This window comes from Kitasatospora sp. NPDC007106, assembly GCF_040634455.1.
Lineage (GTDB): Bacteria > Actinomycetota > Actinomycetes > Streptomycetales > Streptomycetaceae > Kitasatospora > Kitasatospora arboriphila.
This window is the reverse complement of sequence record NZ_JBEYFP010000013.1, coordinates 25,134-42,041: the sequence shown is the minus strand read 5'-3', so window position 1 is coordinate 42,041 and position 16,908 is coordinate 25,134. Positions and strand designations below refer to the sequence as shown.

At 74.2% G+C, this 16,908-nt stretch carries 19 protein-coding genes, 1 tRNA gene and 1 pseudogene; 8 read left to right on the top strand and 13 right to left on the bottom strand.

Annotation, left to right across the window (positions count from 1 at the left end; genetic code table 11):
- Together ABZ641_RS03110 and ABZ641_RS03105 are read left to right on the top strand one after the other, a co-directional pair.
- Positions 1–282: pseudogene (locus ABZ641_RS03110) on the top strand (hypothetical protein); the annotation flags it as partial.
- A 159-nt stretch (positions 283–441) separates the two neighbouring features.
- The gene (locus ABZ641_RS03105) at positions 442–1,695 is read left to right on the top strand and encodes an SPFH domain-containing protein (protein ID WP_359978764.1); all 1,254 of its coding nucleotides are present in this window, start codon (positions 442–444) and stop codon (positions 1,693–1,695) included.
- Between the two features lie 131 nt (positions 1,696–1,826).
- On the opposite strand, the gene ABZ641_RS03100 is transcribed toward ABZ641_RS03105, so the two are convergent.
- Positions 1,827–2,792 (bottom strand): aldo/keto reductase, encoded by a 966-nt coding sequence (locus ABZ641_RS03100; RefSeq protein ID WP_344624982.1) that lies wholly within the window; start codon positions 2,790–2,792, stop codon positions 1,827–1,829.
- A 166-nt stretch (positions 2,793–2,958) separates the two neighbouring features.
- On the opposite strand from ABZ641_RS03100, the gene ABZ641_RS03095 reads away from it, so the two are divergent.
- Both ABZ641_RS03095 and ABZ641_RS03090 read left to right on the top strand, forming a co-directional pair.
- Complete coding sequence (locus ABZ641_RS03095; RefSeq protein WP_344624983.1) at positions 2,959–3,156, top strand: hypothetical protein; 198 nt, start codon at positions 2,959–2,961, stop codon at positions 3,154–3,156.
- Positions 3,157–3,260: 104 nt separating this feature from the next.
- Positions 3,261–4,148 carry a tyrosine-protein phosphatase gene (locus ABZ641_RS03090; RefSeq protein WP_359978760.1) on the top strand — a complete coding sequence of 296 codons (888 nt, stop codon included), beginning with the start codon at positions 3,261–3,263 and terminating at the stop codon, positions 4,146–4,148.
- Between the two features lie 88 nt (positions 4,149–4,236).
- Here ABZ641_RS03090 and ABZ641_RS03085 read toward each other — a convergent pair whose 3' ends face one another.
- From ABZ641_RS03085 to ABZ641_RS03050, 8 genes are all read right to left on the bottom strand, one after another.
- Positions 4,237–5,031, bottom strand: coding sequence for an RNA polymerase sigma factor SigF (locus tag ABZ641_RS03085; protein WP_344625033.1), 795 nt, complete (start codon positions 5,029–5,031; stop codon positions 4,237–4,239).
- Between the two features lie 356 nt (positions 5,032–5,387).
- Positions 5,388–6,191 carry an RNA polymerase sigma factor SigF gene (locus ABZ641_RS03080; RefSeq protein WP_344625034.1) on the bottom strand — a complete coding sequence of 268 codons (804 nt, stop codon included), beginning with the start codon at positions 6,189–6,191 and terminating at the stop codon, positions 5,388–5,390.
- Between the two features lie 329 nt (positions 6,192–6,520).
- On the bottom strand, positions 6,521–6,814 hold the full coding sequence (locus ABZ641_RS03075; protein ID WP_344624985.1) for a Dabb family protein: 294 nt from the start codon (positions 6,812–6,814) through the stop codon (positions 6,521–6,523).
- 62 nt (positions 6,815–6,876) lie between these two features.
- Entirely contained in the window at positions 6,877–7,041 is a 165-nt protein-coding gene (locus tag ABZ641_RS03070; RefSeq protein ID WP_263104601.1) for a hypothetical protein, read from the bottom strand.
- A 501-nt stretch (positions 7,042–7,542) separates the two neighbouring features.
- Positions 7,543–7,629 (bottom strand) — tRNA-Ser (locus ABZ641_RS03065).
- Positions 7,630–7,674: 45 nt separating this feature from the next.
- On the bottom strand, positions 7,675–8,190 hold the full coding sequence (gene tadA / locus ABZ641_RS03060; RefSeq protein WP_344625006.1) for a tRNA adenosine(34) deaminase TadA: 516 nt from the start codon (positions 8,188–8,190) through the stop codon (positions 7,675–7,677).
- A gap of 29 nt (positions 8,191–8,219) precedes the next feature.
- Positions 8,220–8,774, bottom strand: a complete 555-nt coding sequence (locus tag ABZ641_RS03055; RefSeq protein ID WP_359978756.1) for a hypothetical protein — start codon at positions 8,772–8,774, stop codon at positions 8,220–8,222.
- 208 nt (positions 8,775–8,982) lie between these two features.
- Positions 8,983–9,189 (bottom strand): hypothetical protein, encoded by a 207-nt coding sequence (locus ABZ641_RS03050; protein WP_344625008.1) that lies wholly within the window; start codon positions 9,187–9,189, stop codon positions 8,983–8,985.
- A 145-nt stretch (positions 9,190–9,334) separates the two neighbouring features.
- Between ABZ641_RS03050 and upp the strand changes: the two genes are divergently transcribed.
- Complete coding sequence (upp, locus tag ABZ641_RS03045) at positions 9,335–9,970, top strand: uracil phosphoribosyltransferase (RefSeq protein WP_344625009.1); 636 nt, start codon at positions 9,335–9,337, stop codon at positions 9,968–9,970.
- 99 nt (positions 9,971–10,069) lie between these two features.
- On the opposite strand, the gene ABZ641_RS03040 is transcribed toward upp, so the two are convergent.
- Positions 10,070–10,744 carry a LytR C-terminal domain-containing protein gene (locus ABZ641_RS03040; RefSeq protein ID WP_359978754.1) on the bottom strand — a complete coding sequence of 225 codons (675 nt, stop codon included), beginning with the start codon at positions 10,742–10,744 and terminating at the stop codon, positions 10,070–10,072.
- A gap of 241 nt (positions 10,745–10,985) precedes the next feature.
- Positions 10,986–11,282, bottom strand: a complete 297-nt coding sequence (locus ABZ641_RS03035) for a type II toxin-antitoxin system VapB family antitoxin (RefSeq protein WP_030273186.1) — start codon at positions 11,280–11,282, stop codon at positions 10,986–10,988.
- Positions 11,283–11,405: 123 nt separating this feature from the next.
- Between ABZ641_RS03035 and ABZ641_RS03030 the strand changes: the two genes are divergently transcribed.
- Entirely contained in the window at positions 11,406–12,992 is a 1,587-nt protein-coding gene (locus ABZ641_RS03030) for a helicase HerA-like domain-containing protein (RefSeq protein WP_344625010.1), read from the top strand.
- 102 nt (positions 12,993–13,094) lie between these two features.
- Here ABZ641_RS03030 and ABZ641_RS03025 read toward each other — a convergent pair whose 3' ends face one another.
- Positions 13,095–14,261, bottom strand: a complete 1,167-nt coding sequence (locus ABZ641_RS03025; protein WP_344625011.1) for a hypothetical protein — start codon at positions 14,259–14,261, stop codon at positions 13,095–13,097.
- Between the two features lie 124 nt (positions 14,262–14,385).
- On the opposite strand from ABZ641_RS03025, the gene ABZ641_RS03020 reads away from it, so the two are divergent.
- The gene (locus tag ABZ641_RS03020; protein WP_344625012.1) at positions 14,386–15,252 is read left to right on the top strand and encodes an alpha/beta hydrolase; all 867 of its coding nucleotides are present in this window, start codon (positions 14,386–14,388) and stop codon (positions 15,250–15,252) included.
- Between the two features lie 52 nt (positions 15,253–15,304).
- Entirely contained in the window at positions 15,305–15,823 is a 519-nt protein-coding gene (locus ABZ641_RS03015; RefSeq protein ID WP_344625013.1) for a YbhB/YbcL family Raf kinase inhibitor-like protein, read from the top strand.
- A 167-nt stretch (positions 15,824–15,990) separates the two neighbouring features.
- Here the strand turns inward: ABZ641_RS03015 and ABZ641_RS03010 are convergent, their stop codons facing one another.
- Positions 15,991–16,593: an HhH-GPD-type base excision DNA repair protein gene (locus ABZ641_RS03010; protein WP_344625014.1), complete on the bottom strand. Its 603-nt coding sequence runs from the start codon at positions 16,591–16,593 to the stop codon at positions 15,991–15,993.
- Positions 16,594–16,908 lie beyond the last annotated feature (315 nt).

Here is a 16,908-nt window from a genome sequence, read left to right as displayed (position 1 = left end):
GCCGAGGCGGGCACCCCGGCCGCTTCGCCGCCCGCGGCCGACCCGGGGGCGCCCTCCGCCGGGGCCGGGGCGGACCCGTCCGGACGGGTCCGTGCGGTTCCGCCGCAGGCCGGGCACCGTCCGGCCGGGGAGCCGGTGTCCGCCGCGGGCCGGGTCCTCGCTGCCCACGGCGGCCTGCTCGCGGGCCTGGCCGGCCTGGCCGGCCTGGCGTGCCTGGCGGCCGCCGGACTGCTGCTGCGGCGGGTGTTCGCCCGCGGTCCGGGCAGTCGCCGCAAAGACTGATGCATCGTCAGTTCGTTTCGGTGGGCGGGGAGTCGACACGCCCAACGTGCCTGAAATGTCCCATTTGATGACTTGTCAACCTAGCCTGGAATCCGGTGCAGGCCGCCCTCGCCCGATCCGGCCGCCCCGCCTTGCCGCACCCGAACCCGAGGACCGTGCATGGACGTCACCCGCGACTCATCGCCACGACCCGCCCCCCGGCCCGCCGGCCCGCCCGACGCGGCGGCGGGCGGCCCCGGAGCCGGAACGGCCGGATCCACCGCCGCCACCGGCAAGGCCCAGCCCGTCCGCGCCGACAGCGGCGGCCTCACCGCCCCGGGCCCCGGCAGGACCCCCCGGGCCGCGGCGCCGGAGGACCCGCCCACCCGCCAGCTGACCCCCGTCCGCGCCGACTCGGACACCGAGACCCCCGCGACCCGCCGGCCGCCCCGCGTCGACCAGGCGCTGCGCGAACGGCACGCCTTCGCGCTGCCCGGCTGGCTGGCGCTGCTGCTCCTGCTGCTGGGCACCACCGGACTGCTGGTGATCCTCGTCCGCGCCGGCGTGCTGCCCGAGTTCGAGGCGCTGCCGGACATCCGGACCGGGGCCGTGCGCCGCGGCGGGCCCACCGGGCTGAGCGGCGCGGAGATCGCCGCCGTCGCCGCCGTCGGCCTGCTGCTGGTGGCCGTACTGGCCGGGCTGCTCTCCAACCCCGGCGGCGAGGCCAGGGTGCTCACCCGCTGGGGCCGCTACCGCGGCACCGTCCGCCGGGCCGGCCTGCTGTGGGTCAACCCGCTGGTCCGCCGCCGCCGCGTCGACGTACGGCTGCGCCACTGGCGCAGCGACCCGGTGACGGTCACCGACCGCACCGGCACCCCGATCGTCGTCCGGCTGCTGGTCGTCTGGCGGGTCCGGGACACCGCCCGGGCGGTGCTGTCGGTGGCCGCGCACGAGGCGTACCTGCGCGAACAGATCCACGCCGTGCTCAGCCGCACCGCCAGCCGGCTGCCCTGCGACTCCAACGCCGGCCCCGGCCCCGCGCTTCGGGACGGCCAGTGGTTCGCCGACGAGCTCAGCCGCGCCCTCGCCGCCGAGGCCCACCCGGCCGGCCTGGAGGTGTACTCGGTCCAGCCGATCGCCCTCGACTACGCACCCGAGGTCGCCGAGTCGATGCGCCGCCGCCGCCTCGCCGACCTGGACGCGGGACTGCGGACCGTCCTGGTCGACGACGCCGTCGAGGCCGCCGCGCTCGCCGTCCGCCGCCTCGAACGCGCCACCGCCCACCAGCTCGACGAGGCCGCCCGCAGCGCCCTGATGGAACAACTGCTGGTGGCCTTCGTCGCCCCGGCCGGGGTCAGTGCCCCGGTGCCCGCGCCGGCCGTCCGGCCGGCCCGCAAGGAGCCCGCCGGACGCAAGGAGGGGCGGCCGGCGTGACCGCGCCCGCCGGTCGCTGCCCACCTGCTCCACCCGCTCCACCCGCTCGACCCGCTCGACCGCTCCGCCCGTCCGGGGCAGCCGCCCGTCCACAGCCCGTGGACGGGCGGTTGCCGTCCGGGGACGCACCCTCAGGCGGAAGCCGCGTCCAGCAGGGCGAGCTCCTCCTCCGCCAGCCGCAGGTCGATCGCGGCCAGCAGCGGCGGCAGCTGCTCGGCGGTACGGGCGGACGCGATCGGCGAGGCCACCGTCGGCCGGGCGGCCAGCCAGGCCAGCGCCACCGTGGCGGGCTCCACCCCGCGGGCGGCGGCCACCTTGTCCAGCGCCTCCAGCACCAGCGGACCCCGCGGCTCCGCCAGGTACCGGGCCGCCCCCTGGGCGCGGGCGCTCGGCACCTCACCGCCGCCCGGGCGGTACTTGCCGGTCAGGAACCCGGAGGCCAGCGCGTAGTACGGCACGGCGGACAGCCCGTTCGCCGCCACCACGCCCGCCAGGGGGCCCTCGTAGGTCCCGCGGGAGACCAGGTTGTAGTGCGGCTGCACCGCCACGTACCGGGCCAGGCCCTCGCGGTCGGAGAAGGCCAGCGACTCGGCGAGCCGGTCGGCGCCGATGTTCGAGGCGGCGATCTCGCGGACCTTGCCCTCCCGCACCAGCTCGTCCAGCGCCGTGACGATCTCCTCCACCGGCGTCGCCGGGTCGTCCCGGTGGGTGTAGAAGAGGTCGATCCGCTCGATGCCCAGCCGGACGAGCGACTCCTCGGCGCCCCGCTTGATGTTCGACGCCCGCAGACCGGGCGCGTCCGGGTGCATGCCGACCTTGGTGGCGATCACGACCCCGTCGCGGTTGCCGCGGCTGCGCAGCCAGGTGCCGATCACGGTCTCGGACTCGCCGCCGGTGTTGCCGGGCACCCAGGACGAGTACATGTCGGCGGTGTCGACGAAGTTGCCGCCGGCCGCCGCGTAGGCGTCGAGGACGGCGAAGGACTGGGCCTCGTCCGCCGTCCAGCCGAAGACGTTGCCGCCGAGGCAGAGCGGCGAGACGGCCAGGTCGGAGGTGCCGAGGGTCACCCGGCGGGCGTCGGTGCGGTAGTCGGTCATGCCGCGAGTCAACCCGATCCGCGGGCGGGCTGTTCCGCAGCCCGGCCGGAGTTCACGGCGCTGTCGCACGGGCGTAGCACGTGCAGGTGGGGGGAGCGTGTGGAGATCACCCCACCGAGGGGTCCGGGGTGTTCCGCGGGCGGCCGCGTTGGCTAGAGTCCTCGCCATGGCTGACAACGACTACGACCCCGCCGGCAGCACCCAGATGTTCCGGGCGTTCGTCGACGAGACCCCGGCCCCGCAGGCCCCCGGCTCCGTCAACACCTACGGCAGCAGCTCCTCCGGCCGGGGCGGTGTGATCGCCGCCGTGGTGGTGGTCGCCCTCCTCGTCGTCGGCGGCGTGGTCTGGCTCGCCGTCAAGTAGCCGGCGTCGAGCAGGCGGCCCGGAGCGCGGGCCCCGGGGTGCGGCGCGGTCCCTACACTGATCGGGCCCGCGCCCGCCGTCCCCCGCGCACCAGGAGGCCTTCCGTGACCCAGCCCACCGAGACCGCGCGCAGTCTGGGCCTCAGAGGTGCCGTGAACGCCCGTGACCTGGGCGGCTACCGGACGGCCGACGGCCGGGTGCTCAAGCCGGGCACCGCCCTGCGCGCGGACGCGCTCAACCGGCTCGGCGAGGACGACCTCGCCCTGCTCGCCGACCACGGGCTGCGCCAGATCGTCGACCTGCGCAGCCTCGACGAGGTCCGCGAGGCCGGCCCGGACATCGTCCGCGGGCTGCCCACCGCCGAGATCGCCGCCGCGGAGCTCTCCGCCACCCCGATGACCGTCGAGCGGACCACCGACGACGGCATCACCCTGCACCACCTGCCTGTCTTCGCCCGCGAGTTCGACATCTACGTCGCGCTGCGCAACGCGCTCGCCGACCGCGACGCCGACAAGCAGCGCGCCCTGCTCGGCGACGGCCGGGCCGAGGGCATGATGATCGGCCTCTACCGCTGGTTCGTCACCGACGCCGTCGCCCGCGAGCGCTTCGCCACGGTGGTCCGGCTGCTCGCCGAGCCCGGCGGCACCCCGCTGCTTTTCCACTGCTCGGCCGGCAAGGACCGCACCGGCTGGGTGGCCGCCCTGGTGCTGACCGCCCTCGGCGTCGACCGTGACACCGTCTACGCGGACTACCTGCTCACCAACGAGCGCTCCGCCGCCATCGTCGAGCACGTGGTGGACAGCTTCGGCACCCGCGGCCTGATGAAGGAGCCCGCGCTGCTGCTGCCGATCTTCCGCGCGGACCGGAACTACCTCGACGCCGCGTTCGAGGAGGTCGCCGCGGGCTGGCCGACCTTCGAGGACTTCTGGCGCGACGGCCTCGGCCTGGACGGCGCCGTACTGGACGGGCTGCGCGCCAACCTGCTCGCCTGACCCGCCCCGGCGCCGCCCGGACCGTCCGCCGCCCCCGGTCGCCCCGGGCCTCCCCGGCGGCTCCCGGAAGTCCTTCGTCAGCCCTCCGTCAGCCCTCCGAGGTCAGCCCGGCCCGGAGCTGGGCGAGGGTCTTGGTGAGCAGCCGGGAGACGTGCATCTGGGAGATCCCGATCTCCTCGCCGATCTGCGACTGCGTCAGGTTGCCGAAGAAGCGCAGCATGATGATCCGCCGCTCGCGCGGCGGCAGCTTGGCCAGCAGCGGCTTCAGCGACTCGCGGTACTCCACGCCCTCCAGCGCCAGGTCGTCGTAGCCGAGCCGGTCGGCCAGCGGGCCCTCGCCGTCCTCCTCGCTGGGCGCGGAGTCGAGCGAGGAGGCGGTGTACGCGTTGCCGACGGCGAGGCCCTCGACGACGTCCTCCTCGCTGACGCCGAGGCAGACCGCCAGCTCGGCGACGGTGGGGGAGCGGTCGAGCTTCTGCGAGAGCTCGTCGCCCGCCTTGGTGAGGGCCAGCCGCAGCTCCTGCAGGCGCCGGGGCACCCGCACCGACCAGCTGGTGTCCCGGAAGAAGCGCTTGATCTCGCCGACCACCGTCGGCATCGCGAAGGTCGGGAACTCCACCCCGCGGTCCGGGTCGAAGCGGTCGATTGCCTTGATCAGGCCGATCGTGCCGACCTGGACGATGTCCTCCATCGGCTCGTTGCGGCTGCGGAACCGCGCCGAGGCGTAGCGCACCAGCGGCAGGTTGAGCTCGATCAGGGTGTCGCGGACGTAGGTGTGCTCCGCGCTGCCCGGCTCCAGCGCCGCCAGCCGGCGGAAGAGCGAGCGCGAGAGCGTCCGGGTGTCCAGCGGGCGCTCGCCGACCACCGGGTCGGCCGTCCGCACGGGCCCGGCCGCCCCGGCGGCCTCCGTCGTGCCGGTGGCACCGACGTCCCCTGCGGCGGCCCCGGGCGGCGGTGCGCCGACCGGCTCCTGCTCCCCGGCCTGCTGCTGCGGGAACGCCCGCAGCACGGCCCGCACCCCGGCCGCCCGCTCCCCAGGGATCTCCTCGACGACCGCACCGACCGGTTCTCCGGACACGCGCCCCACCCCCTCGTGACTGACTGTTCAACGGGCACCAGCACAGCGTGGTTCCCGCATCGGACCCTCCCTCCACCCCCCATACCGGCCCACCGGCCCCGGCAAACCCGGCCGTCGCGAGATGTCACACGGCGGTAACGCGGCGCGATCTTCCGACGGGCTCACTCCTCCCAGGAGTTGCCGGTCCGCAGCCGGGTGAGGATGCGCGACAGCAGCCGGGAGACGTGCATCTGGGACATCCCCAGCTCGGTGGAGATCTGCGACTGCGTCAGGTTGGCGAAGAAGCGCAGCATGATGATCCGCCGCTCCCGCTCGGGCAGCTGCACCAGCAGGTGGCGGACCATGTCCCGGTGCTCGACGTCGGCGAGCGCGGAGTCCTCGTAGCCGAGCCGGTCCAGCAGGGCGAGTCCGCCCTCGTGCTCCTGCGCCGCCTCCAGCGAGGCGGCGTTGTACGCCCGGCCGGCGTCCAGGCAGGCCCGGACGTCCTCCTCGGGGATGCGCAGACAGGCGGCGATCTCCGGCACCTTGGGCGACCGCCCGTGGGTGACGGTCAGCTCCTCCATCGCGCCGCTGACCTGCACCCACAGCTCCTGGAGCCGGCGCGGCACGTGCATGGTGCGGACGTTGTCCCGGAAGTAGCGCTTGATCTCGCCGAGGATGGTCGGCAGCGCGTACGTCGGGAACTGCACGCCGCGGCTCGGGTCGAAGCGGTCGATGGCGTTGATCAGGCCGATCGTGCCGACCTGGACGATGTCCTCCATCGGCTCGCTGCGGCTGCGGAAGCGGGTGGCCGCGTACCGGACCAGCGGGACGTTGATCTCGATCAGGGCGGCCCGGACGCGTTCGCGTTCCGGGGCGTCCGGGGGCAGTTCGGCGAGCCGCTCGAAGAGGACCCGGGTGAGCGTGCGGACGTCCACCGGGGTGCGGGTGCCGCTCTGGCGGTCCCTCAGCCCGGCGGCCTTCAGCTCCGCGACGAGACTGTCCGCGGGCGGCGGGGCGGACTGCTCCCCGTCGGTGCCCCGCGCGCTGTCCTGTGTCCGCACGGACACGTCACCCCTCCCAGAGTCGACATCTGCGATCCGGCCGCCGCCTGGGCGGCCCGGCCGTGCTCACCACCTCGCCAGATCCGGCAAAACCGGTCATAGCATCACAAGTCGTCCACATCGGCGGCAAGCACCGCTCGTAGGCGTGTTGGCTGACAGTGCACCGTCGGCCGATGTGTGCTGCGGCCCCCCGCCCGGGGTCGGGGCGGAGGGCCGAGTGGTAGTGCGTATGCGATGCGACTGTGCGGGGATCAGACCTCGACGTCGGCGATCACCCAGGTGGCGAACTCCCGCCACTGGCCCGCGGCGGCCTGGTGGGCCGGGTGGGTCAGGTAGGCCTGCAGCGCGTCCCGGTCCTCGACCAGGCTGTTGATCGCGTAGTCGTAGGCGATGTCGCGCACGGTGGTGTTCCAGCCGCACTCCCACTCGCGCAGCTCGGGGATCTGCGGGCCGAGCTCCTCGAACGCCTTCGCGCCGGCGATCGCCCGCTCGTCGTCCTTCAGGACGCCGTCGTTGAGCTTGAACAGGACCAGGTGCCGGATCACGATGCCGCTCCTAGCTGGAAGGGTGGACGAACCCCGCCACGGTAGCCGCTGACCGGCCGGGCTCAGTTCACCAGGCCGGTCATGAAGGTCCCGACCGCCTTCGCGGCGTCCGAGATCCCCACGAAGCCGGACTGCACCAGCTCCGCCGCCCGGGTGGGCGACGTGATGATCGTGTAGATCACGAAGATGAGCAGGAGATACATGCCGATCTTCTTCGCCTGAGCCATCGAACGGGCCTGCCTCCCTGCCGCGGGGCCGCCGTCGCTCTCCCCGGGCGCCCTCCTGCTGCTGCGCAGCTTATCCACCGGACGGCCCATCGGGTGAGAGCGGCGTTCACTCCCCGGGACGAAGGTCCCCGCGAGTGGGGGCTTTGTACGGGTGCCCGCCCGCGGGCGGTGGCGCACGATGGAGGAGTGCCGCGGGATCTGGCAGGAATCCCCGGTGCAGGGAACCGGGACTCCCCGCTGTGGGACCGTGCGCCGCAGCTTCCCCCTGATGCGGCGCCGGTGGTGGGAGTCCCGACGGGGGCGCGGCCCGTTTCCCCCGGGGCCGCGCCCCCTCCGGCACCCCGAACGCACCCCCCGAACGCCACCCGGCCCCGAGCCCGGTGGCGTTTCCTGCTTCCCCTGACGTCCCGCCAGCGGCCCCCGGCCGCCCGCGCGTTCACCCGCGCGGCCCGGGGGCACGTCGAAGGGCCCCGACCGGTTCGGTCGGGGCCCTTCGTGAAGCGGTAGCGGTGGGATTCGAACCCACGGTGGAGTTGCCCCCACACACGCTTTCGAGGCGTGCTCCTTTGGCCGCTCGGACACGCTACCGAGAGAGACTCTACCGGACGGGTCGGGCGGTGACGAAATCCGTATTCAGCGCTGGGTCTCGAAGAAGGCCAGCAGCTGTGCGGAGCATTCCTCGGCGAGCACACCGGGGACGACCTCGGGGCGGTGGTTCAGTCGGCGGTCGCGCATCACGTCGAAGAGCGAGCCTGCCGCGCCGGCCTTGGGGTCGAGGGCGCCGTAGACCACCCGGTCGATCCGGGAGAGCACCAGCGCCCCGGCGCACATGGTGCACGGCTCCAGGGTGACGACCAGGGTGCAGCCGCCGAGGCGCCACTCGCCGACGGCCGCGGCCGCCTGCCGGATCGCCACCACCTCGGCGTGCCCGGTCGGGTCGCCGTCCGCCTCGCGCACGTTGTGGCCGCGTCCGATCACCGCGCCGTCGGGCCCGAGCACGAGCGCCCCGACCGGTACGTCCCCGGTGGAGGTGGCCAGTGCCGCCTCGTCCATGGCGAGGCGCATCAGGTCCTTCCACCGGTCGCGTACCGGGTCGGGGCGGACGGGGGCCGGAAGGGGGTGGATCTGCGGGGCGGGTGCGGACGGCATGGCACCAGTGTCGGGCACCGGCTCGGGCGCTACCGAACGGCCTCCAGGACCTCGCCCGCGCCGAGCGCGTCGGCGATCTCGGCGAGCGCGTCGCCGGGCACCGCGCCCTCGCCGGCCAGGCCCAGGAGGTCCTTGGCGGACAGGCCGAAGTCGGCGAGCAGGTCGGAGTCCCCGAGCGGCCCCGCCTGGGCGCCGGCCGGACCGGCTGCGTCCTCGTTCTCGTCCGCGTCGTCCGCGGCCTCCAGCGCGGCCTCCTCGTCGTCCTCGACGTCCGCGACCAGGGCGTCGATGTCGTCGAAGTCCTCGGCCTCGATCAGTTCGTCGGTCAGCACCGAGCCGTACGAGCTGCGCGCCGCGGCGGCACCGTCGGAGACGAAGATGCGCGGGTCCTCCTCGCCGTCCACGCGGACGACGGCGAACCAGGCGTCCTCCTGTTCGATGAAGACCAGGACGCTGTCGTCGTCCTGGGCGGCCTCCCGGGCCAGGTCGGCCAGGTCGGCCAGGGTTTCGACGTCGTCGAGCTCCGTCTCGCTCACATCCCACCCGCCATCGGTGCGAGCAAGCACTGCAGCGAAGTACGCCACCAGGGACACTCCCAAGATTGGTCTCGGCTGTAGGCGATCTCGGGCGAACGCGGTCTGGCCGCCCCCGCGCCAGAAACGGTCCGCTGTTCGGACCGTCCCTCCGGCATCGTGACAGAAAGCCCGGCGCTGCGGGGGGTGTTCTGCAGCGCGTCTTTGCAGGTCGTGTCGGAATGGCTGGTCGGCGGCCGACCAGTCGCGGACTCCTCCGTCAGATGCGGAAGGTTCGCATCCGCATGGCCTCGCGCATCCGCCGCTCCTTGGTGCGCCGGGGCTGCACCCGGGCCCGCAGCTCGCGCGCCTCGGCGAGCTCGCGGAGGAACAGGGCGCGGCGCTTGCGGCGCTGCGCCTCGGTCTCGGGGGCGTCGGGCCCCGACTCGTCTGTCGAGCCGGCCCCGGGGTCCGGGTTGCTCTTCATACGGTCCGACTTTCCCAGAAGTGTCCGCTTGATACCAGGGCGAAGGTCTCGGTTCGGCTTCCCCGGTCCCGGCCCGTCCACACCTCGTTCCCGGCCGCTCCCCGGCGAGTCGTACGCACGTGCCCGTGCCCGTTATGGTCGAGACATGCGTCTCCACGTCGTCGACCACCCCCTGGTCGCCCACAAGCTCTCCACCCTGCGCGACGAGCGCACCGACTCGCCGACCTTCCGCCGCCTGACCGACGAGCTGGTCACCCTGCTCGCCTACGAGGCCACCCGGAACGTCCGGACCGAGCCGGTGGAGGTCACCACCCCGGTCGCCGTCACCACCGGCACCCGGCTGAGCCACCCGCGGCCGCTGGTCGTCCCGATCCTGCGGGCCGGTCTCGGCATGCTGGACGGCATGACCCGGCTGCTGCCGACCGCCGAGGTCGGCTTCCTGGGCATGGTCCGCAACGAGGAGACGCTGGAGGCGTCCACCTACGCGACGCGGATGCCCGACGACCTCTCCGGCCGCCAGGTCTTCGTCCTCGACCCGATGCTCGCCACCGGCGGCACCCTGGTCGCCGCCGTCCGGATGCTGCTCGAGCGCGGCGCCACGGACGTCACCGGCGTGGTGCTGCTGGCCGCCCCGGAGGGCGTCGCGGTGGTCGAGAAGGAGCTGGCCGACCAGCCCGTCAAGATCGTCACCGCCGCGCTGGACGAGCGCCTCAACGAGCACGGCTACATCGTCCCCGGCCTCGGCGACGCGGGCGACCGCCTGTACGGCACCGCTGGCTGATCCCACCGCGCCGGAAGCACGAAGGGCCCCGCTCCTCCGGGAGGAGCGGGGCCCTTCGCGTGGCTGCCGGTGTGCGGCGGCCGGCCGGAGCCGGGCCGTTCAGCAGGAGCCGGGCTGCGGCGACGGGGTCGGGGACGGCTTGGTGGCCTCGGCCAGGGCCGCGGCCGCCTGGGTCGGGTCGAGCAGGGCGGCGAAGCTGTCGCCGAGGACGAAGTCGACCGTCGCGTCCGTCCGGGCGTCGGCCGTCCTGGCGGCGCTCGCCACCTGCGAGCCGAGCAGCGTGGCCGCGCCGAGGCCGGCCGGACCGCTGATCACCTGCACGGTGCCGGGCACCTTCTTGTCCAGCGCGGCCGGGGCGTTGCCGACCTGGCCGATGGTGAAGCCGCGCTTCTTCAGCTCCTCCGCGGTGCGGGCGGCCATGCCGGACTTGTCGGTGGCGTTGTAGACGTTGACCGTCACCGCCTGCGGCTGCGGGACGGCGGTACTGGTGGCGCCGGGGGGCGGGGAGGCCGCGCCGGAGGCGGCGCCCGACGCCGCCGGGGCGGCCAGCGGCTTGCCGGAGGCGCCGGGGGCCGGACACGCCTGTGCGGAGGCGTGCCGGCCGCGGAAGATGTCGTAGAGCTGGACGCCGCCGAGGGCGACCAGTGACAGGGCGAGCAGGACGCCGATGCCGGCCAGCACCTTGCGGCTCCTGCGGGGAGGGCGGCCCAGGCGGGGGTAGGAGTTACCGGTGATCCGGTACTGCTTCCCCTTCAGTCCCTGGGGGGTCAGCATGCTCACGTCGGTGTCCCCCTCGTGCCAGGACAGGCTCGGACAGGCTCGGTCTCGGGTGCGGCCAAAAAGGGGCGTACGCCGGGAAATCGGCCGTTGTTCAGCAGATTAGTGCTACAGCTGCTGTGAAGGTACTAAATGATCATCATCTGGAGTACCCCGGCACCCGAAAGGATGTACCGGCGTCCTTCCGGACTGTCCGCAGGGGTCCGTGAGAGGTGGTTCGTACCCGGCCCGGGGCCGGTCAGTCCATCTCCAGCACGCGCGCGTGCAGCACCTGGCGCTGCTGCAGCGCGGCCCGCACCGCACGGTGCAGTCCGTCCTCCAGGTAGAGGTCGCCGTGCCACTTCACCACGTGCGCGAAGAGGTCCCCGTAGAACGTGGAGTCCTCCGCGAGGAGCGTTTCCAGATCGAGCTGACCCTTGGTGGTGACCAGCTGGTCCAGCCGCACCGGACGCGGCGCGACGTCCGCCCACTGGCGGGTGCTGGTCCGGCCGTGATCCGGGTACGGCCGCCCGTTGCCGATGCGCTTGAAGATCACACGGAAAGCCTACCGTCATGCGTGCGGGGGGCGCAGCAAGCGCGGCGTTACCCGTCCGGTTCCGAGTACGGCGGTTTGATGGTGGAAATCCCTTTTGCCAGCTCTGCCCGGGAGCCCGCCGAGATGACCGACCCCCACACCCCCGACGCCGCGGCGCTCCCCGCCGCCGTCCGGGCGATCGCCGACGGGTACGCCTTCACCGGCCCCGCGCTCGACCTCGGCGCCGCGATCGACGGCACCACCGCGTACCCCGCGGCGCAGGTGCGCGTCCCGCTCGGCGTGCTCAACCGGCACGGACTCGTCGCCGGCGCCACCGGCACCGGCAAGACCAAGACCCTCCAGCTCATCGCCGAACAGCTCTCCGCCCAGGGCGTCCCGGTCTTCCTCGCCGACGTCAAGGGCGACGTCTCCGGCATCGCCGCCCCCGGCGTGCCGGGCGAACGGATCGCCGCCCGCGCCGCCGAGGTCGGCCGGCCGTGGACGCCGCAGGGCTGCCCCGCCGAGTTCTACGCCCTCGGCGGGCAGGGCACCGGCATCCCCGTCCGGGCCACCCTCACCAGCTTCGGCCCGCTGCTGCTCGCCAAGGTGCTGGAACTCAACGAGACCCAGGAGGCCTCGCTCGGCCTGGTCTTCCACTACGCCGACCGGGCGGGCCTCGAACTCCACGACCTCAAGGACCTCTCCGCCGTCATCGGCTTCCTCACCTCCCCGGAGGGCAAGGAGGAGCTCAAGGGCATCGGCGGGCTGTCCGCCGCGACCGCCGGGGTGATCCTGCGTTCGCTGACCGTGCTCGACAACGAGGGCGCCGGCGCGTTCTTCGGCGAGCCCGAGTTCGACACCGCCGACCTGCTGCGCACCGCGGCCGACGGCCGCGGCACGGTCTCCGTCCTGGAACTCCCGGCGGTGCAGGACCGGCCGCGGCTGTTCTCCACCTTCCTGATGTGGCTGCTCGCCGACCTGTACCAGGAGCTGCCGGAGGTCGGCGACCTCGACCGGCCGAAGCTGGTTTTCTTCTTCGACGAGGCGCACCTGCTCTTCAAGGGCGCCTCCAAGGCCTTCCTGGAGGCGATCACCCAGACCGTCCGGCTGATCCGCTCGAAGGGCGTGGGCATCTTCTTCGTCACCCAGACGCCGAAGGACGTCCCCGCCGACGTGCTGGCGCAGCTCGGCAACCGGGTGCAGCACGCGCTGCGGGCCTTCACCCCGGACGACGCCAAGGCGCTCAAGGCCACCGTCTCGACCTTCCCGCGGTCCCCGTACGACCTCGCCGAGGTGCTCACCGGGCTGGGCACCGGCGAGGCGGTGGTCACGGTGCTGTCCGAGCGGGGCGCGCCGACACCGGTCGCGCCGACCCGGCTGATGGCCCCGCAGTCGCTGATGGGGCCGCTGGAGCCGGCCGTCCTGCGGGCCGCGGTGGACGGCTCGCCGCTGGCGCCGCGCTACCGCGACGCGATCGACCGGGAGTCCGCGTACGAGAAGCTCGCCGCACGGCCGGCCGCCCGCGCGGAGGAGCCGGCCCGGCCGGAGGCCCGCGAGCGGCCCGCACCGGCCGAGCGGCACCGGCCGGAGGCGGCGGAGCAGGAGGAGGGCGGGCTGATCGGTTCGCTGCTGCGCAGCCCGGCGCTGAAGTCCTTCGCCCGGTCGGCGGGCACCCAGCTCGGCCGCGAGATCACCCGGAGCCTGTTCGGCACCTCGCGGCGCCGCCGGTAGGGCCGGTCCGAGAGGGCGCCCGGGTGGTCACGTCGGGGACGCGCGTGGGGACACCCCGCCCCCGGATTGCGCGGTTCCCCGCGCCCCTGGATCCACTGCCTCTCACGGGAGCAGGGCGGCGCCGATGCGGTCGAGGGAGGAGAGGCGCATCAGGCCGTAGTGGTAGAACTCGACTTCGGGGACGCCGAGCTCGCGCAGGACGGCGATCTTGGCGGCCAGGTTCGCCGGGCCGTCGCAGTCCTCGGCCATCGGGCGGAGGATCACCGCCATGGCCTCCGGCCGGACGCCGTGCAGGGCGAAGGCGGCCACCTTCTCGCGGACGGCCTCCGGGGTGCGGGCGTAGCCGAGGGTCTCGATCTGGTGGGCGGCGCCCGCCAGTGACGGGAGGTCGATGCCGGAGAGCCAGCCCTTGCCGGGCCCGGCGCCGTCCATGAAGGTCAGCCGCATGCCGCCGGCGGCGGCCGTCGCGGCGAGTTCCGCGGCGAGCGTGGTGACGGTGCGGGTGGCCGCGTCCAGGTAGGCGGCGAGGGCGCCGCCGGCGAATCCGTCCAGGGCGGCCGGTTCGGCGGCCCGCTTCTCGTCGGCGAGCCGGGCGCGCAGCTCGTCCCGGACGGCGGTGCGGACCTCCTCGGCGGGGACGCCGTCGGCGGAGGCGGCGGCCAGGCAGTGCGGGCAGAAGCAGATGCCGAGCAGGGCCTCCGCGACGGGTCCGAGGTCCTCGAAGTAGCGCTCGTGGTGGTAGCCGTGGCGCAGGCCGTGGAAGTGCAGGGACTCGGCGCGGATCGCGTCCACGCCGTACCGGCCGAGGTCCTCGACCAGGGTACGGGCGTACTCGCGGACCTCGGGGTTGGCCGGGCACAGCTCGGTGAGGTGGCGGTCGCCGAAGGCGTTGGCGGGGGCGCAGTCCGGGTGCTGGAAGCCGAGCCGGTCGTTGTGGCAGAAGACCGTCCAGGCGTGCAGCTTGAGGCCTCGGCGGCCGGCCTCGGCGGCGGCCTCGGCGAACGGGTCGCGGTCGCCGATCGCGGTGGACGGCGCGGGGGCGAGGCGCCGGCCGGCCCAGCGCGCCGGGTCGGGGCGGAAGTAGGCGGCGCCCGGTTCGAGGTAGCGGACCACCCGGTGCGGGTTGTGCGGGAAGACGTCGCGGGCCTCGTGGTAGACCGAGGCGAGGGTCAGGCCGCCCACGCCGGCCCGGTCGGTAAGGTGGCCGAAGAAGGTGTCGGCGCCCTCGTCCAGCAGGTCGGTGGCGAAGGCGAGGACGGACGACTCCACGGGGCGGCTCCGGAGCAGGCGGTGCGGGTGCGGGTGCGTCCTCCACGCTAGCCCGGCACCCGGCATTGGTCTATACCTGACGGGTCGTGGCGGGCCCGGTGAGCGAGAGCGGGCGAGGACGGCAATGGCGCCGGTGTACCGGGACTACGACCACGAGGAGCTCGCGCGCGAGTACTCGCCGAGCAGCTGCGTCGAGGACATCGCGGTCGAGCTGGCCGCCTACACGGCGCGCAGCGAGGACGCGTACGCGACGCTGGAGGTCCGCCGCGACCTGCGGTACGGCCCGGCGGAGCCCGAGCTGGTCGACTTCTTCCCGCCCCGCGGGCCCGTTCCGGACGGCGGCGCCCCGCTGCACGTCTTCGTGCACGGCGGCTACTGGCAGGAGCTGGACAAGACCGACTCCGCGTTCGCCGCCCCCGACTTCACCGCCCGCGGCACCGCGTACGCCGCCGTCGGCTACGGGCTGGCCCCGCACTGGCCGCTGGACGCGATCGTCGACCAGGTCCGCCGCGCCCTGCACTGGCTGCTCGACCACGCCGAGGAGCTCGGCGTCGACCCGGGCCGCGTCCAGCTCAGCGGCAGCTCGGCCGGCGCCCACCTGGCCGCCATGGCCCTGCTCGGCCCGGCCGCCCCGAGCGGCCGCCGGGTGTCCGGTGCGGTGCTGCTCAGCGGCGTCTACGACCTGGAACCGATCGCCCTCACCTACGTCAACGACGCGCTCGGCCTGGACGCCGACGCAGCCCGCCGCAACAGCCCGCTGCACCTGCTCGCCGACGGCCCGGCGCTGCCGCCGCTGCTGCTCGTCCGCGGCGAGCACGAGACCGCCGAGTTCGGGCGCCAGCAGGAGGAGTTCGCGGCCGCCGCCCGCCGGGCCGGGGCCGCGGTGGAGACGGCGGTCGCCGCCCGGCGCAACCACTTCGACCTGCCGCTCGACCTGGGCCGCACCGACACCCCGCTCGGCGCCGCCGTGGCGGCGCAGTCGGCTGCCTAGACTGCCGTCGTACCGCCACCCGCAGTGCGACGAAGGAGAAGGTGCCCGGCCCATGACGAACCGTCCGCCGCTGCCCTACGAATTCCTGCCGAAGGTCCCGGCCTTCGAGCTGACCAGCCGTGACCTCACCGAGGGCGCCGTGATGCCGGACGCGCACGTGCACGCGCTCGGCAACGGGTCGCCGCACCTGGCCTGGTCCGGCTTCCCCGCCGAGACCCGCGGCTTCGCGGTGACCTGCTACGACCCGGACGCGCCGACCGGCAGCGGCTGGTGGCACTGGCTGGCCCTCGACCTGCCGGTGGAGACCACCGAGCTGGCCCGCGGCGCCGGCGCCTCCGACGCCGCGCTGCCCGGCGGTGCCTTCCACGCCCGCAACGACTTCCCCGGGCACAGGTACGACGGCGCCGCCCCGCCGCCCGGCCCGGCGCACCGCTACGTCTTCGCCGTGCACGCCCTGGACGTGCCCTCGCTGGGGCTCACCCCGGACACCCCGGCCGCCACGGTCGGCTTCAACATCACCTTCCACACCGTGGCCCGCGCCCTGCTGACCGTGGAGTACGCGAGCAGCTGAGCCGCCGTCCGGCCGGGCCGCCCCCGCGGAGGGGAGCGGCCCGGCCGTGCGTTCGTGCCCGGGGCCGTACGGGCACACCGCGGAGGCGGTCGCCGGGCTGCTCGCCGCGGACGGCCTCGGCCGGTTCCTCGACCGGGAGATCCGCAACCGCCACCCGTACCGTCGGGTCAGCCCTGCGCCTGCTTCGCGGACTTCGCCGCCTTGGCGGCCTTCTTCGCCTCCTGCTTGAAGGCGCGCACCCTCACCAGCGACTCCGGCCCGGTGATGTCCGCGACCGAGCGGAAGGACCCCTCCTCGCCGTACGCGCCGGCCGCCTCGCGCCAGCCCTCGGGGGCGACCCCGTACTGCTTGCCGAGCAGGGCGAGGAAGATCTGCGCCTTCTGCTTGCCGAAGCCGGGCAGCTCGCCCAGCCGCTTCAGCAACTCCCGGCCGTTTGGCGCGTCCCGCCAGACCGCCTCGGCGTCGCCGTCGTAGTGCTCGACCAGGTACTGGCAGAGCTGCTGCACCCGGTTGGCCATCGAGCTCGGGTAGCGGTGCACCGCGGGCTTCTCGGACAGCAGGGCGGCGAACTCCTCCGGGTCGGCGGCGGCGATCCGGTGCGCGTCCAGGTCGTCGGCGCCGAGCCGCTGGGCGATCGTCCACGGGCCGGTGAACGCCCACTCCATCGGGATCTGCTGGTCCAGCAGCATGCCGGTGAGCGCGGCCAGCGGGCTGCGGCCGAGCAGTTCGTCGGCCTCCGGCTGCTGCGCGAGGTGGACGGTGGTGCTCATCGGGGCGGCCCCAGGGGTGTGCGGAGGGACGGTCGGGACCTCCATCGTCGCAGCCCCGCCGCGGCCGCCGTCCGCACCATGCCACCGCCCCGGGGCGGGCGGCGCACCGGGTCGGCACCGCGGCTGACGGCGGATCGGGATTTCCGATGACCTGCGAGTAGAGATGTCAGCCGGTGTCATAATTCATTCCGCGAACCTCAAATAATGCTCAGAAAATCGTGCCGAATTCAGGCCCGGGGTTACGGAATCAGGATTTCCGGGCTACCTTCCTGCGGGTGTGCGGCCGACCCCCGCCGCACCGGAGAGGCAGCAACG

Bases quoted from the DNA above. Each gene is read 5' to 3' on its own strand.
- ABZ641_RS03105 (WP_359978764.1), top strand. From the start codon at position 442: ATGGACGTCACCCGCGACTCATCGCCACGACCCGCCCCCCGGCCCGCC.
- ABZ641_RS03100 (WP_344624982.1), bottom strand. From the start codon at position 2,792: ATGACCGACTACCGCACCGACGCCCGCCGGGTGACCCTCGGCACCTCC.
- ABZ641_RS03095 (WP_344624983.1), top strand. From the start codon at position 2,959: ATGGCTGACAACGACTACGACCCCGCCGGCAGCACCCAGATGTTCCGG.
- ABZ641_RS03070 (WP_263104601.1), bottom strand. From the start codon at position 7,041: ATGGCTCAGGCGAAGAAGATCGGCATGTATCTCCTGCTCATCTTCGTG.
- tadA (WP_344625006.1), bottom strand. From the start codon at position 8,190: ATGCCGTCCGCACCCGCCCCGCAGATCCACCCCCTTCCGGCCCCCGTC.
- ABZ641_RS03050 (WP_344625008.1), bottom strand. From the start codon at position 9,189: ATGAAGAGCAACCCGGACCCCGGGGCCGGCTCGACAGACGAGTCGGGG.
- upp (WP_344625009.1), top strand. From the start codon at position 9,335: ATGCGTCTCCACGTCGTCGACCACCCCCTGGTCGCCCACAAGCTCTCC.
- ABZ641_RS03040 (WP_359978754.1), bottom strand. From the start codon at position 10,744: ATGCTGACCCCCCAGGGACTGAAGGGGAAGCAGTACCGGATCACCGGT.
- ABZ641_RS03030 (WP_344625010.1), top strand. From the start codon at position 11,406: ATGACCGACCCCCACACCCCCGACGCCGCGGCGCTCCCCGCCGCCGTC.
- ABZ641_RS03020 (WP_344625012.1), top strand. From the start codon at position 14,386: ATGGCGCCGGTGTACCGGGACTACGACCACGAGGAGCTCGCGCGCGAG.
- ABZ641_RS03015 (WP_344625013.1), top strand. From the start codon at position 15,305: ATGACGAACCGTCCGCCGCTGCCCTACGAATTCCTGCCGAAGGTCCCG.
- ABZ641_RS03010 (WP_344625014.1), bottom strand. From the start codon at position 16,593: ATGAGCACCACCGTCCACCTCGCGCAGCAGCCGGAGGCCGACGAACTG.